This is a genomic window from Gilliamella sp. App2-1 (assembly GCF_001690255.1).
GTDB lineage: Bacteria > Pseudomonadota > Gammaproteobacteria > Enterobacterales > Orbaceae > Gilliamella > Gilliamella apicola_G.
Genome location: NZ_LZGR01000072.1, coordinates 1 through 14214, shown reverse-complemented (window position 1 = coordinate 14214; position 14214 = coordinate 1). Strand labels below are relative to the sequence as shown.

16 protein-coding genes are annotated in these 14214 nt (G+C 35.5%); 15 read left to right on the top strand and 1 reads right to left on the bottom strand.

All coding sequences use genetic code 11. From position 1 onward, the window contains the following. Positions 1-20: 20 nt before the first annotated feature. The 10 genes from casB (at position 21) to yciH (ending at position 8467) form a co-directional block, all read left to right on the top strand. On the top strand, positions 21-638 hold the full coding sequence (casB, locus tag A9G22_RS09845; protein WP_075508801.1) for a type I-E CRISPR-associated protein Cse2/CasB: 618 nt from the start codon (positions 21-23) through the stop codon (positions 636-638). A 5-nt stretch (positions 639-643) separates the two neighbouring features. Beyond that, positions 644-1708 carry a type I-E CRISPR-associated protein Cas7/Cse4/CasC gene (cas7e, locus tag A9G22_RS09840; protein ID WP_075508800.1) on the top strand — a complete coding sequence of 355 codons (1065 nt, stop codon included), beginning with the start codon at positions 644-646 and terminating at the stop codon, positions 1706-1708. A gap of 12 nt (positions 1709-1720) precedes the next feature. Then, on the top strand, positions 1721-2464 hold the full coding sequence (cas5e, locus tag A9G22_RS09835) for a type I-E CRISPR-associated protein Cas5/CasD (RefSeq protein WP_075508799.1): 744 nt from the start codon (positions 1721-1723) through the stop codon (positions 2462-2464). Further along, complete coding sequence (gene cas6e / locus A9G22_RS09830; protein WP_065585715.1) at positions 2465-3139, top strand: type I-E CRISPR-associated protein Cas6/Cse3/CasE; 675 nt, start codon at positions 2465-2467, stop codon at positions 3137-3139. A 10-nt stretch (positions 3140-3149) separates the two neighbouring features. Then, positions 3150-4067, top strand: coding sequence for a type I-E CRISPR-associated endonuclease Cas1e (gene cas1e, locus A9G22_RS09825; protein WP_065585716.1), 918 nt, complete (start codon positions 3150-3152; stop codon positions 4065-4067). Between the two features lie 2 nt (positions 4068-4069). Beyond that, entirely contained in the window at positions 4070-4360 is a 291-nt protein-coding gene (cas2e, locus tag A9G22_RS09820) for a type I-E CRISPR-associated endoribonuclease Cas2e (RefSeq protein WP_065585717.1), read from the top strand. A 657-nt stretch (positions 4361-5017) separates the two neighbouring features. Continuing rightward, positions 5018-5659, top strand: coding sequence for a dTMP kinase (gene tmk / locus A9G22_RS09815; RefSeq protein ID WP_065585718.1), 642 nt, complete (start codon positions 5018-5020; stop codon positions 5657-5659). Continuing rightward, a complete protein-coding gene (gene holB, locus A9G22_RS09810; protein WP_065585719.1) occupies positions 5656-6651 on the top strand; it encodes a DNA polymerase III subunit delta' in 996 nt (331 codons plus the stop codon). The genes tmk and holB overlap by 4 nt, the downstream gene beginning before the upstream one ends. Positions 6652-7434: 783 nt before the next feature. Continuing rightward, on the top strand, positions 7435-8139 hold the full coding sequence (gene pyrF / locus A9G22_RS09805; protein ID WP_065585720.1) for an orotidine-5'-phosphate decarboxylase: 705 nt from the start codon (positions 7435-7437) through the stop codon (positions 8137-8139). A 4-nt stretch (positions 8140-8143) separates the two neighbouring features. Further along, positions 8144-8467 (top strand): stress response translation initiation inhibitor YciH, encoded by a 324-nt coding sequence (gene yciH / locus A9G22_RS09800; protein ID WP_176700265.1) that lies wholly within the window; start codon positions 8144-8146, stop codon positions 8465-8467. A 61-nt stretch (positions 8468-8528) separates the two neighbouring features. Here yciH and tmaR read toward each other — a convergent pair whose 3' ends face one another. After that, positions 8529-8849 carry a PTS system regulator TmaR gene (gene tmaR / locus A9G22_RS09795; protein ID WP_065585722.1) on the bottom strand — a complete coding sequence of 107 codons (321 nt, stop codon included), beginning with the start codon at positions 8847-8849 and terminating at the stop codon, positions 8529-8531. A gap of 308 nt (positions 8850-9157) precedes the next feature. On the opposite strand from tmaR, the gene accD reads away from it, so the two are divergent. From accD to purF, 5 genes are all read left to right on the top strand, one after another. Next, positions 9158-10048, top strand: coding sequence for an acetyl-CoA carboxylase, carboxyltransferase subunit beta (gene accD / locus A9G22_RS09790; RefSeq protein ID WP_065585723.1), 891 nt, complete (start codon positions 9158-9160; stop codon positions 10046-10048). 6 nt (positions 10049-10054) lie between these two features. Further along, positions 10055-11329, top strand: coding sequence for a bifunctional tetrahydrofolate synthase/dihydrofolate synthase (gene folC, locus A9G22_RS09785; protein ID WP_075508798.1), 1275 nt, complete (start codon positions 10055-10057; stop codon positions 11327-11329). A gap of 12 nt (positions 11330-11341) precedes the next feature. Then, on the top strand, positions 11342-11926 hold the full coding sequence (locus A9G22_RS09780; RefSeq protein ID WP_075508797.1) for an SPOR domain-containing protein: 585 nt from the start codon (positions 11342-11344) through the stop codon (positions 11924-11926). A gap of 77 nt (positions 11927-12003) precedes the next feature. Next, positions 12004-12489, top strand: a complete 486-nt coding sequence (locus A9G22_RS09775; protein ID WP_065585770.1) for a CvpA family protein — start codon at positions 12004-12006, stop codon at positions 12487-12489. An 18-nt stretch (positions 12490-12507) separates the two neighbouring features. Beyond that, a complete protein-coding gene (gene purF / locus A9G22_RS09770) occupies positions 12508-14025 on the top strand; it encodes an amidophosphoribosyltransferase (RefSeq protein ID WP_065585726.1) in 1518 nt (505 codons plus the stop codon). Positions 14026-14214: the final 189 nt, after the last annotated feature.

Sequence of the window (14214 nt, the reverse complement as noted above, 5' to 3'; positions counted from 1 at the left end):
TTTGTGGATAGGGAGAAAATATGTCAAACAATCTTATGAAAAAGACAATTATATTAAATGAAAGCCACAAAAAATGTATTAATGAATGGTTTTCAATGCTGCAACAAAGGTTATATCCTTTTAATGGAGGCACCCATAATGGGCGAAAATTACAAGCTGAATTACGTCGAGCGACATTACCTTTTGGGGTCATGTTATATGAAGGGTATTTTTGTTTAGCCAACGCACTATTTAACGATACTCACCGATTAACCCCAACCCCTGTTCATCAGCAGGCATTAGCAATATTTGTTGCAGTTGCTGCTTTTGCTCGTGCTAATAATGAGAAAGCCCCCTTTGCTGCACAATTAAGCGAAAAGGTAAAAGGTGGAGAGCGTAATATTCTGTCTCCTTTGCGATTTGAGCAATTACAAGCCAGTGAAACACCTGAAGAGTTTTGTCGACGATTAATTCGTGCCATCAAATTACGTGGTGAACTCGGTGTAAACCTTTTTTCACTTGCTGATGGCATCTTTTTGTGGGTGCAAGAGCAGCATAATCGAGCACAAAATTTATCTCCAGAAATCAATCCATTTGAACGCCTTTCAGTTCGTTGGGCGATGGATTACTATTCGACTAAAAAATTACCAAAGGAATAACAACAATGACAACATTTATTCAATTACACTTATTGACTGCTTATGCGCCATCTAATTTGAATCGTGATGATCTTGGTCGACCAAAAACGGCCAAAATGGGCAACACTGATCGATTACGCATTTCATCGCAAAGTTTAAAAAGAGCATGGCGAACCTCGGATTACTTTTATCAATCATTAAGTGACAATATAGGTATACGTTCGCGTCGATTTGCGCGAGATTGGGTTTATAAAAATATGCTAGATCAAGGCATTGCTGAAAAAATTGCGAAAGCGAGTGCCATCAAAATTGCTGCACAATTTGGTAAATTAAAAAATGAAAAATCCCCCAAAGATCCACTGGATAATTTGGAAATTGAACAATTGGTGCATATTAGTAGCAATGAAAAGCAACTTATTAATCAATTAGTGAAAGTATTAATTAATGAAAATCGTGAGCCGACCGATGCAGAAGTTAAATTACTTCGCAAAGAAAATAGTAGTGTTGATATTGCTTTATTTGGACGAATGTTAGCCGATAGCCCGGCATTTGATGTTGAAGCTGCCTGCCAAGTCTCTCATGCTTTAGGAGTTAGTACCGTCACTATTGAAGATGACTTTTTTACCGCAGTGGATGATTTAAATAAGAATGAGGAAGATGCCGGCTCAGGGCATTTAGGTGAACGCGGTTTTGCTTCAGCCCTGTTTTATACTTACATCTGTATTAGCCGTGACTTATTGCTAGACAATCTAAATGGCGATGAGGCGTTGGTTGAAAAAACATTAAAAGCCTTAACCGAAGCTGCGGCTAAAGTGGCACCAACCGGTATGCAAAATAGTTTTGCATCACGGGCTTATACTTCTTACTTATTGATTGAAAAAGGTGCTCAGCAACCTCGCTCGTTAGCGGTTGCTTATTTTAATCCAATTCGTAGCGACGATATGGTTAATGATGCGATTGCGCGTTTAGAACAACAGCTTGATAAATTTGATAAAGTGTATGGTCAATGTGCTGATAGCCGTTACGTGCTCAATACTGAAAAATGTGAAGGAACCTTAACTGCTGCACTAGATTTTGTTGCACAAAAATAAGGAGCAGCCAAGGTGATAAAACATCTTATTTTTCAAATTTATGCGCCATTAACATCATGGGGTGAACCTGCTATTGGCGAGGTTCGCCATAGCAACGATATACCTTCACGCTCAGCTTTATTAGGGCTAGTTGCGGCGGCATTAGGTATTCGGCGTGAAGATAATAAACTCGATATTTTTAATCAGCATTATCAATTTGCGATACGCCCATTTAAAGCAAAGAGCAGTTGGTTTAGAGATTTTCAAACCGTCCAAGTCCCCAAAGCAAATAAAAAGCAGTTATTATATACTCGTTTTGATGAGATTCGTCGCAATCCTAATGAATTAGAAACCCTACTTTCACAGCGTGAATATTATAACGACATTTATTATCAAATTGTGATGACAGAAACCAAAGGTGCTCCGTACGGCGTGCAGCAAATACAACAAGCATTATTAACGCCAGTTTTTCCATTATATGTAGGTAGAAAAAACTCGCCATTGGCACTGCCTTTATCGCCTGTTCTCTATGAAGGAACGCTTTGTGATGCGTTTATTTTTGCGGATAAACATTATCAACAATATCATCAACGCGATCCTGTCATTAGTGATTTGTTAAACAGTATTGCTGATGAGTATTATTGGGAACATAAAGATCAAGATGCCGATTTTGAGATAATAAAAATTCAGCGTCGGCAAGATCAACCAATAAAGCGTAATTGTTGGTATTTTGAACCACGCCTGCAATATTCAGGATATTTAAAAAGGAGCAAATAGATGTATTTTTCTCGAGTTACCCTAAAACTAGATCGGCTCCCTTACGTCATGCAGCAAAAGATGCAGTATGCTGGTCAATATGCGATTCATCAATGGTTATGGCAACTGTTCCCTAATCAAGAAAAACGGACATTCTTGTTTCGCGAAGAAGCAACAAGACAAAGTAGATACTACTATCTGTTATCTGAGGTTGCACCGATAAAAGATCATCAACTATTTGTTGTTGAAACAAAGCCCTATGCCCCACAATTAACCACCGGAATGAAATTAATGTTTTCACTGCGTGCTAATCCTATTATTTTTAAAAATGGTAAACGCAGTGATGTGATGATGAATGCCAAATTTTTGGCAAAACAGCAAGGGCAATCATCGTCAATAGAGATAAACGTTTTACAGAATCAAGCCGCATTAAATTGGTTAGTTAATCAAGGTGAAAAAAGAGGATTTTCACTTATGCAAAGGACAGGGCAACAACCTAAATGTAATATTATTGGTTATTATCAACATCGATTTAAAAAGAAAGCAGATGCTAAACCTATTACTTTTAGTAGTGTTGATTTTCAAGGGATTTTAACGGTCACGCATCCTGAACTTTTTTCAGATACGCTCTATCAAGGAATTGGTAAAAGTAAAGGGTTTGGTTGTGGCTTATTCTTGATCAAACGCTATCAATAGGGAAACTAAAATGGTATATGTTCCACTTAATCCTATTCCACTCAAAAATAGAACATCGATGATATTTTTACAATATGGACAAATTGATGTGTTAGATGGTGCATTTGTTCTGATTGATAAAACAGGCGTTAGAACCCATATTCCCGTGGGTTCTATTGCTTGTATTATGTTGGAACCCGGCACAAGAGTCTCTCATGCAGCTGTCAAATTAGCTGCAACGGTAGGAACATTGCTAGTTTGGGTTGGTGAAGCCGGCGTTCGAATGTATTCATCTGGACAGCCCGGTGGTGCGCGATCGGATAAGCTGCTTTATCAAGCAAAATTAGCGTTAGATGATGATTTACGTTTAAAAGTCGTCAAAAAGATGTTTGAACTTCGTTTTGGCGAACCGGCACCAACTAGACGCTCGGTTGATCAGCTCAGAGGTATAGAAGGGGCACGCGTACGCGAAACCTATTCATTGCTAGCTAAACGCTATCATGTGAAATGGCATGGTCGAAAGTATGACCCTAAAGATTGGGAAAAAGGTGATAAAGTCAATCAGTGCATTAGTGCCGCAACATCTTGCTTATATGGTATCACTGAAGCTGCAGTTCTGGCTGCCGGCTATGCGCCAGCGATTGGTTTTGTGCATAGCGGAAAGCCACTCTCTTTTGTTTATGACATAGCAGATATTATTAAATTTGATACGGTTGTGCCCAAAGCATTTGAAATAGCCGCTAAAAAAATCCCTGATCCCGATCGTGAAGTACGTATTGCATGCCGTGAAATTTTTAGAAGTCAAAAAACATTATCTAAATTAATCCCATTGATTGAAGATGTCTTATCAGCCGGAGGAATTGAACCGCCATTACCACCTGACGATGTTCAGCCTCCAGCTATTCCTGAACCTAAATCGCTTGCCGATACTGGCTTTAGGAGTCACTAATTATGAGTATGTGTGTGGTTGTGACCGAAAATGTACCGCCCAGATTAAGAGGTCGTTTAGCCATTTGGTTGCTAGAAGTTAGAGCGGGAGTTTATATTGGTGATATATCCAGACCAATTAGAGAAATGATATGGCAGCAGATAATTGAATTAGCAGAAGAAGGCAATGTCGTACTTGCTTGGGCAACGAATACCGAATCCGGATTTGACTTCCAAACCTATGGTACCAACAGAAGAGTTCCGGTAGAATTGGATGGGCTACGGTTAGTTTCTTTTTTACCTATTAAAAATTAATAAGTTAGAGTTCTTTAAAAATTAAAAAAATCTGGTAGAATTTACCAGTCGATATAACTCTAAATAAAACAAATAGCTATGTTTAGAGTGTTCCCTGTACCCACAGGGATAAACCGTGTAAAATAAGTTATATTATTCCATTGTAAATGTGTTCCCTGTACCCACAGGGATAAACCGGGCGTACATTTGTTCGCCCTGATTTAGTTTGTGTGTTCCCTGTACCCACAGGGATAAACCGTCGAACAAATTAAAATGAAAGTGATAAACGAATCTTTTACCTATATGTAAGTCATTAGGTCATTAAATATATATTTTATTTGTCCGTCATATTTTTACTGATACATAATAGATTAATTGATACTAAATATAAAAAATTAAATAAAATCAATGGTATTTCTGACATTTTTTATTAATTATTCTATTGTTTCATTAAACATTTAAAATGAGGTAGTCATTATCTTAATTGTTTTTTAATAAAGTCTTTATATGAAAACAACGTATAATCAATTAATTAAAACCCTAAAGGCATTTTTTTATTTATTGTAATGTGAAACTGAAAGAAAGCATTAATAATGCTGGCTAAAATAATTGGCAAAAATAGCGTACAATAGTGCAATATTTAACACAGGTTTATCATAAATAGTTTAGGAATTTAGTATGGCAGGCAAATTTATTGTCATCGAAGGGCTTGAAGGGGCAGGCAAAACAACGGCTATTAATACCGTTGCTCGCATTTTAAATCAACACGATATTGGCGATTTGCAATTTACACGTGAGCCGGGTGGAACGCCGATTGCTGAAGCATTACGCCATATTATTAAAAATGGTTTAGATAACGAGCCTTTGACTGATAAAGCCGAATTGCTGATGTTATATGCTGCACGTATTCAGCTGATTGATAATGTGATTAAACCAGCACTTAAAGTAGGTAAATGGGTGATTGGCGATCGCCATGACTTATCGACGCAAGCTTATCAAGGTGGTGGACGCCAGTTAGATAAAGCCCTTATGACGACATTAAAAGAACACGTGTTAGGTCATTTTAAACCTGATCTTACTTTATATTTAGATATCGATCCTGAAATGGGTTTAATGCGTGCACGCTCTCGAGGTGAACTTGATCGCATTGAACAGCAATCATTGCCATTTTTTGAACGAGTTCGTCAACGCTATTTAGAGCTTGCCAAGCAAGATAATACCATCATGACTATAAATGCCGCAAAATCACTCGACAATGTGACTAGACAAATTGAACAAATTTTAACAACATGGTTAACAAAACAGGTTAATATTAAATGATCTTAAATGACTATCCTTGGCTTTGCTTACCTTATCAGCAACTAGCAGCTGGAATTATGCATAAACGGACTCATCATGCTTTATTAATTAATTATGTTCAAGGCAGTGGTGAAGATGAACTTATTTCAAAACTAGCAAATCGGTTATTATGCCAATCTGCCCAACAACTGGAACCGTGCTTAAAATGCCATAGTTGCCAATTGTTTTTATCTCACCATCATCCTGATTATTATGTGATAACCAATGAACAAGGTAAACAGTCAATAGGTATTGATCAAATACGTCATATATCAAGCAAGGTTTACGAAAAATCCCAGCAAGGTGGCAATAAAGTCATTTGGATAAAACGCGCAGCTTTAATGACCGAAGCTGCCGCCAATGCATTACTAAAAACGTTAGAAGAACCGCCAGAAAATACCTATTTTATTTTAAGTGATGAGCATAACAGCCAATTATTAGCAACCATTCATAGCCGTTGTTTTTCTTATTTTTTACCTATTCCTAAATTGGAACAGTCTATTGAATGGTTAAAAAAAAAATACAATCAGCAATATAGCGATAATGAGCTTGCCTCGGCGTTATTATTGAGTGAAAATGCGCCGCTAAAAGCGTTTGCACTATTAGTGCCAGAAAAGTGGCAACAGCGAAAAGCATTTTGTGAGTATCTATTAGAACTGGTACCACAAAATAATTATTGGCAGCTAGCTAAAATTTTTGATAATGAAGACTTCATTGAACGAATTGTTTGGTTTTGTGCCTTGTTAAGCGATGCGCTAAAAGCGAAGCAAAAAGTCGGGCGTTTTATTGTTAATCGTGATCAGGTTCCATTAGTTCGGCTACTTGCAACTAAAAGTAATGAAAAGATTTTTGCGCTTTATCATTTATGGTTGCAAGCAAGGCGTCAGCTGTTAACGATTACCGGGTTGAATAAGGAACTTATTGTTTATAATGTACTTGCTCAATCCGAATTAATTAGTGAAACAAACAGTTAAGTAGTTTATAAAGAGTTTTGGAAATAAGCTTCAGGAAAGTATACGTTAAAGTAACAAGGGATGTAGTGGATTCTTTATCTATTGAATTTGGTTTACTGATATATGGGTGATATTTTTTGTTGTCAGCAAGCGTATCATACCGATTTGTTTAATAATGCGCTTGCGGTTTAAAAAAGCTCAAGAATATGCAATAACACAAAAAACAACTTCCCCCTTGCTTAGCAGATCGATATTGTATTACCTATTACCGCAAATAAAACTTCTAAATTAGTAATAGCCAAACGTGAAGAGATAAAAGAAAATTAAAAGTTGAAACAATAACAAATAAAGAAGGTTGTGAAATCAGTTCCAATTTATAAAAACCTTTTGACCCTATCACTTACAATAAGCTAGAAATCTAGCCCATACGATATGATGAGCAAAAAAATACAAAAGGATATAGAGCTACACCATAGGCTAATGCAGTGTATTAACAAGTAATGATAAAGTGTTTTCAGCAAGTGATTCTTTAATACAAAGTGTTGCGCCATATGTTAAAAAATGCTATTTAAGCAGTATAAAATAGAAAGCCTTGATTTACGTAAACACAGATCAGTGCTTACTTATCCAAGTACTTTTGACGGGTCAAAAATAATGAGTGATAATTTAATTATTGAGCTTTCTATTAAGTTGTTTGTTATTTTTTCTTGGCGCAAAGTTGTTCATCGAAATTAAATTTTTTAATGTAAATGAATTCTTTAGGAAAAATAACTAAAAATTTTGATTAAAAGGAATAAATGAGTTATGGCATCACCAATTATTGTTGCAGTTGATTTTGCGGATGTTAAATCAGCATGGAATTTTATTGATCAAGTTGATCCCAAAGATTGCCGTCTTAAAATCGGTAAAGAGCTTTTTACGCATACAGGACCTGATTTTATTAAACAGATTATGCAAAAAGGTTTTGATGTTTTTTTAGATCTTAAATTTCATGATATTCCAAATACTGTTGCAAAAGCAGTTGCCGCAGCTGCTGACCTAGGTGTTTGGATGACTAATGTTCACGCTAGCGGTGGCTCACGCATGATGACAGCAGCTAAAGATGCACTTTATTCTTATGGTAAAGATGCGCCAATTTTGATCGCTGTGACAGTATTAACCAGTATGGAATCAACTGATCTTCAAGAAATCGGTATCAACGTATCGCCTTTAGAACAAGCCTCTAGATTAGCAATACTTGCTAAAAACTGCGGGCTTGATGGCGTGGTATGTTCAGCTAAAGAAGTACAAAGCTTTAGAACACGCTTGGGCAGTGATTTTAAATTGGTGACTCCTGGCATTAGGCCTGCAGGTGCTAATCCTGATGATCAACGTCGTATTATGACACCTCAACGAGCTCAAGCGGCAGGTTCTGATTATTTAGTTATTGGACGCCCAATTACTCAATCTGAAGAACCTGCTAGGGCATTACAAGCAATTTTAGCAACACTTAATTTAAGTAAGAGTTAATTACATTATGTCAGATAATCCACTTGTTTATTCAACCGATAAAGGTCGAATTAAGCCTACTGAAACAGTTATCTCACGTCCTAAAGGGGATGGTATTATTCGGATTCAACGACAAACATCTGGCCGTAAAGGTAAAGGCGTTTGTGTTATTACCGGACTTGATATGGATGATGCTCAATTACTACAGTTAGCCGCAGACTTGAAAAAACGCTGTGGTTGTGGTGGTTCGGTTAAAGATGGCATCATTGAAATTCAAGGTGATAAACGCGATTTATTAAAGTCATTGCTAGAAGATAAAGGATTTAAAGTAAAATTAGCAGGAGGCTGACTTAGATCTATAAAAATAGCGTCCACAATAAAAACGGACGCTGTTTATAAAATAATCGATGTTAATTAGTTCGATAGCTACGCATTTTTTTGCTAATTTCGCGGCGCTCTTTAGATATTTCGGCGTTTTTGATAATATAATCATCAACACGGTCATCATAATCGCTTTTCATATTAGCAATAATCGCTTGAAGCTCTTCGTAAGTCATATCTGGTTTAATATACTCGCTTAAGTTTTCAAGTAGTAACACTCGTTTTTGGTTGTCTCGAATTTTCTTCTCGTTATCTGATATTTCACGTTTTAATTTATTTAAACGACGTGATAAACGAATATATTCGAGTACATCTTGAAACGATGGTGCAGTTGCTTTTTCCTTGTCCATCTATAACCCCTTATCTCAAAAATGGAAAATAAACTTTTACCAATTATATATCAATAATTTGTTAAGATCATATTAATTATATTTTTAAATATAAATGATATTTTTTTAATTAGCTATTTTCATGTTTAGTGTTTTTAATTTGGGCTTTGATACAGAGTTTATCTTCAAATTGTATATTTAAATATCGTGACTTTTTGGAAAAATTACTTACAAAATAAGATAAAAATAAAAACAGCTATTAAGAATTAGTGTAAAGTATTGTACAATAGTAACCAATTTGTAAAAAGTGCCAGAATGCGAGAATCATAATGAGCTGGATTGAAAAAATTCTTAGTAAAAATAATATATCGTCAGAGCATAAAAAGGCGAATATTCCAGGCGGTGTTTGGACAAAATGTAGCCACTGTGATCAAGTCCTTTACCAAGCTGAACTTGATCTTAATTTAGCGGTTTGTCCAAAATGCGACCACCACATGCATATTCCTGCCCGAGTGCGTTTATACCGATTTTTAGACGAGGGTTCGGATGTTGAAATTGGTACAGATCTTATGCCTAAAGATATCTTAAAATTTAAAGATACTAAAAAATACAAAGATCGTTTAACGGCTGCTCAAAAAGAGACTCATGAAAAAGAAGCAATGGTTGTAATGAAAGGAACACTACTTGGCATTCCTGTAGTTGTAGCTTGTTTTGAGTTTGCGTTTATTGGTGGTTCAATGTCTTCTGTTGTTGGAGCACTATTCACTCGTGCCGCAGAGCAAGCCATTGCTGATAAATGTCCTTTAATTTGTTTTTCAACAAGCGGGGGCGCACGAATGCAAGAAGCGTTATTTTCGTTAATGCAAATGGCAAAAACCAGTGCTATCCTTGCTAAAATGCAAGATGAAGGTTTGCCTTATATTTCAGTAATGACTGATCCAACCATGGGGGGGGTATCAGCAAGTTTAGCAATGCTGGGCGATATTAATATTGCTGAACCTAAAGCATTAATTGGTTTTGCTGGACCACGCGTGATTCAACAAACTGTGCGTGAAACATTGCCAGAAGGGTTTCAACGTAGTGAGTTTTTACTTGAAAAAGGCGCAATAGATATGATTATTCATCGTAAAGATATGCGTCCTAAGATAGCTAGTTTAATAACAAAATTAATGAAACTACCTGATCCGTTTAATGATGTGAATCTTAACGAGACAGTTTAATTGAGTATGCAAAACCAACAACCAAATGCCATGTCAGATTTAAAGACATGGCTTTGTTATTTAGAGCAATTACATCCTATAACCATCGACTTAGGTTTAGAACGAGTAAAGACTGTTGCTCGGCGTCTTGAGTTATTACAACCAGCATCTTATATTTTTACCGTTTCGGGTACCAATGGCAAAGGAACAACGTGCCGAACGCTTGAAATGATATTGCTTGAAGCAGATTTGCAAGTCGGCGTTTATAGTTCTCCTCATTTATTACGTTTTACTGAACGGGTACGTATTAATAATCAAGAATCGAATGAACAAGATACCGTAAAAGCTTTTGTGGAAATAGAAAAAGCTAGAGGTGAAATATCGCTTACTTATTTTGAATATGCAACACTTGCTGCACTTTATCAATTTAAACAAGCAAAGTTAGATGTTGTTATCTTAGAAGTTGGACTTGGTGGCCGCCTAGATGCAACCAATATCGTTGATGCTGATGTGGCAGTAATTACCACTATTGGTATTGATCATGTTGATTATTTAGGTGATACCCGTGAAAGTATAGGGCGTGAAAAAGCAGGTATTTTTAAATCTAAAAGTATTGCTATTGTGGGCGAACCAGAAATACCTGCATCTATTTTAAATGTGGCTAAATCTGTTGGCTGTCCTGTTTATGCTGTGAATTTAGATTTTTATTATCAACAAGTTAACAAAGATCTATGGGCGTTCGAATCGACAATAAAGCAGTATAACAATCTACCTATTGCTAATGTTCCTTTACCTAATGCTGCAACCGCAATTGCAGCCCTAAGTTATTCATCTCTTGAAATAACGCAAGATGAAATAACTAAAGGTTTGTCAAAATCCAATTTGGCTGGTCGTTTTCAAATTATTCGAAGATCGCCACTTGTGATCGTTGATGTAGCACATAATTCGCATGCAGCAGCTTATTTAAAGCAACAATTGGAAAAACTCAAAGCCGAATATTTGAATGTTGGTAAAGTTAGATTTGTCGTTGGGATGCTTAAAGATAAAGATATTAAAAGTACCTTATCCATCTTAAAGGGGGACAAATGGTATTGTGCTTCACTTTATGGTGAACGAGGTTGTAGTGCAGAAGTATTAAAACAACACTTATTGAATGATAATGCAGAGATTGATGTATCTACATTTGATTCAGTTTCTAATGCTTATAATAAAGCAATACAAGATGCTAAAGACGATGATATTATTGTAGTATGTGGTTCATTCCAGACCGTATCTGCTGTTTTAGCTGAAACTGACTGTTAAGCGAAATTAAACATGACGAATAATCAACAAATTAAACCTAAAATTCAAGATAGAATAAGAAATCGTCTTGTCGGTTTTGCTACCTTATTGCTTATTATCGCAGCAATTGCACCATTAGTCATAACAGATAAGTCTAATTTACGAACATCAACAACGCCTATATTGCAACCAGAAGTTGTTACTCAGCAAAATCAGCCAGTATCATCATTGAATAGTGATGAAGACAATTTCACTAATAATATAACAGATTTTCCTTACATACCTGATTTAGATCAAAATCCAAGTGTATTAGTTTCACCTGATATTATTGATGATGACGATATCAAAATAACAACATCTAAATCGTCAAATTTACAACAAGATTCTAAACTCTATATGATCCAGCTTACAGCATTAAAAAATAGGCAAAAAATAGAAGAGCTAGTTGCATTATTAAGACTAAATAATTATAGCGTTAGAACAATACCTCAGAATCCCGAACCTAATCAGCTAATTAAGTTACAGGTTGGCCCTTATGCTAAAAAAGAGCAAGCAGAACAAATCATTATTAACTTAAATAATTTAACAAAATTAAAAGGTATTATTGTTACTAATTAATTGTTGTTTTATTAGTTTTATGTTGTCAACAGTAAGTAAAATAAAATATTTTCAATATAAAATTGTGAATTATTATGATGAATTGGGTTGATTTTACAATTATTGGAGTGATTGCTTTTTCTGCAATAATTAGTACTGTGCGAGGCTTTATAAAAGAAGCATTATCACTCATTAGTTGGATTTTAGCTTTTTTTGTATCTAGCCGATTTTATATTTATATTACTGGTTATTTAACTTATTTTGATAGCGAGATGATACGTACTGCAGTAGCAACTGTTATCCTTTTTATTGCTACATTATTAATTTGTGCAATTGAGTCTTATATTATTGGTCAATTAATCGAAAAAGCGGGATTATCTGGCGTTGATCGTATATTAGGTATCTGTTTTGGCGTACTGCGAGGAATTTTAGTTGTTGCTGCTGTGCTATTTTTTGTTGATGCGTTTACGCGTTTATCACAATCACCATATTGGACTCAATCACAGCTAATTCCACAATTTCATTTTATTATTCGGTGGTTTTTTGATTATATACAACAGTCTTCTTCTTTTTTAGTACAATAAATTTGAGGTAATCATAGTATGTGTGGTGTTGTTGGTATTGTAGGATGTAGTACTGTTAATCAATCTATTTATGATGCATTGACTGTTTTGCAACATCGTGGACAAGATGCAGCAGGTATAGTAACTATCGATAGTCACAATCGCTTTCGTTTGCGTAAAGCGAATGGATTGGTCAAAGATGTGTTTCAAGAACATCACATGCAACGGTTACAAGGTAATTTGGGCATAGGTCATATTCGCTACCCAACAGCCGGTAGTTCCAGTCCTTCCGAAGCGCAACCATTTTATGTCAATTCACCTTACGGAATTGCACTTGCCCATAATGGTAATTTAACAAACACTGAGCAGTTGAGTAATAAAGTGTTTGAGCTGGCTAAAAGGCATATCAACACTAATTCTGATTCAGAAGTACTGCTTAATATTTTTGCCAATGAACTCGACAAATTCCCAACTTATCCACTTACTGCGAATAACATTTTTACAGCAATACACAATGTACATAATATAATCAAAGGGGCATATGCTTGTGTTGCGATGATTATTGGTCATGGTCTTGTTGCCTTTCGTGATCCGTATGGAATTCGTCCTTTAGTTGTAGGTAGACGTGTGCTTGAAAATCAAAAAATTGAATATATGGTTGCATCTGAAAGCGTGGCTTTAGATATTCTTGATTTTGAAATTATGCGTGATGTCCAACCGGGCGAAGCAATTTATATTACTCAAGAAGGACAATTATATTCTCAGCAGTGTTCCGATAACCCTCAAAATTATCCATGTATTTTTGAGTATGTTTATTTTGCAAGACCAGATTCCTTGATGAATGGTGTATCGGTTTATCAATCACGAGTTTTAATGGGGCAAAAACTAGGGAAGAAAATAGCAAGAGAATGGAAGGATGTTGATATTGATGTTGTCATTCCTATTCCCGAAACATCATGTGATGCTGCGCTTGAAATTGCAAGTATTTTAAATAAACCTTACCGACAGGGATTTGTTAAAAATCGTTATGTTGGTCGCACCTTTATCATGCCAGGGCAAAGCGCTCGTAAATTGTCAGTAAGAAGAAAACTTAATGCTAACCGTATTGAATTTGAAGGTAAAAATGTCTTATTAGTTGATGATTCTATTGTGCGAGGCACAACCTCAAAAGAAATTCTTGATATGGTACGTTCAGTTGGTGCCAAAAAAGTTTATTTAGCGTCTGCTGCACCAGAAATTAGACACCCAAATGTTTATGGTATTGATATGCCTGTTGCCGGTGAACTTATTGCTTATAATCGAACGGTTGATGAAATCGCGAAAGACATTGGTGCTGATAAACTCATTTTTCAAAGCTTATCTGATTTAATTGATTCAATCACAGCACAAAATCCACACATTCATCATTTAGAGTGTTCTGTTTTTGATGGAAAATATGTTACTGAAGGGATTGATGGTAATTATTTGTCATTATTAGAACAAAAAAGAAGTGAAAGTAAAAAGTCTCCAGCCTGTAAAGAGTCAGAAAACATAGAGATTTATAACGAAGGTCAATAGATGACAAAAATATTATATAAAGACCTAAAATTCCAAATTTAGGTCTTTTTTATTTCATTAAAGTATTTTTATTTAGCTCGTTGCATGCAACACTTTCTCATTTATCAATATAAATAGTAATATTATTCAATCTCATTCATATTTATCAAAGCAAAATTAAACTTATCATAATAAATAAATTACAATTAA

Excerpts from the sequence above, each read along its gene's own strand:
- casB (WP_075508801.1), top strand. The coding sequence starts at position 21 with ATGTCAAACAATCTTATGAAAAAGACAATTATATTAAATGAAAGCCAC.
- cas7e (WP_075508800.1), top strand. The coding sequence starts at position 644 with ATGACAACATTTATTCAATTACACTTATTGACTGCTTATGCGCCATCT.
- cas6e (WP_065585715.1), top strand. The coding sequence starts at position 2,465 with ATGTATTTTTCTCGAGTTACCCTAAAACTAGATCGGCTCCCTTACGTC.
- cas1e (WP_065585716.1), top strand. The coding sequence starts at position 3,150 with ATGGTATATGTTCCACTTAATCCTATTCCACTCAAAAATAGAACATCG.
- cas2e (WP_065585717.1), top strand. The coding sequence starts at position 4,070 with ATGAGTATGTGTGTGGTTGTGACCGAAAATGTACCGCCCAGATTAAGA.
- tmk (WP_065585718.1), top strand. The coding sequence starts at position 5,018 with ATGGCAGGCAAATTTATTGTCATCGAAGGGCTTGAAGGGGCAGGCAAA.
- holB (WP_065585719.1), top strand. The coding sequence starts at position 5,656 with ATGATCTTAAATGACTATCCTTGGCTTTGCTTACCTTATCAGCAACTA.
- pyrF (WP_065585720.1), top strand. The coding sequence starts at position 7,435 with ATGGCATCACCAATTATTGTTGCAGTTGATTTTGCGGATGTTAAATCA.
- tmaR (WP_065585722.1), bottom strand. The coding sequence starts at position 8,849 with ATGGACAAGGAAAAAGCAACTGCACCATCGTTTCAAGATGTACTCGAA.
- accD (WP_065585723.1), top strand. The coding sequence starts at position 9,158 with ATGAGCTGGATTGAAAAAATTCTTAGTAAAAATAATATATCGTCAGAG.
- folC (WP_075508798.1), top strand. The coding sequence starts at position 10,055 with ATGCAAAACCAACAACCAAATGCCATGTCAGATTTAAAGACATGGCTT.
- A9G22_RS09780 (WP_075508797.1), top strand. The coding sequence starts at position 11,342 with ATGACGAATAATCAACAAATTAAACCTAAAATTCAAGATAGAATAAGA.
- A9G22_RS09775 (WP_065585770.1), top strand. The coding sequence starts at position 12,004 with ATGAATTGGGTTGATTTTACAATTATTGGAGTGATTGCTTTTTCTGCA.
- purF (WP_065585726.1), top strand. The coding sequence starts at position 12,508 with ATGTGTGGTGTTGTTGGTATTGTAGGATGTAGTACTGTTAATCAATCT.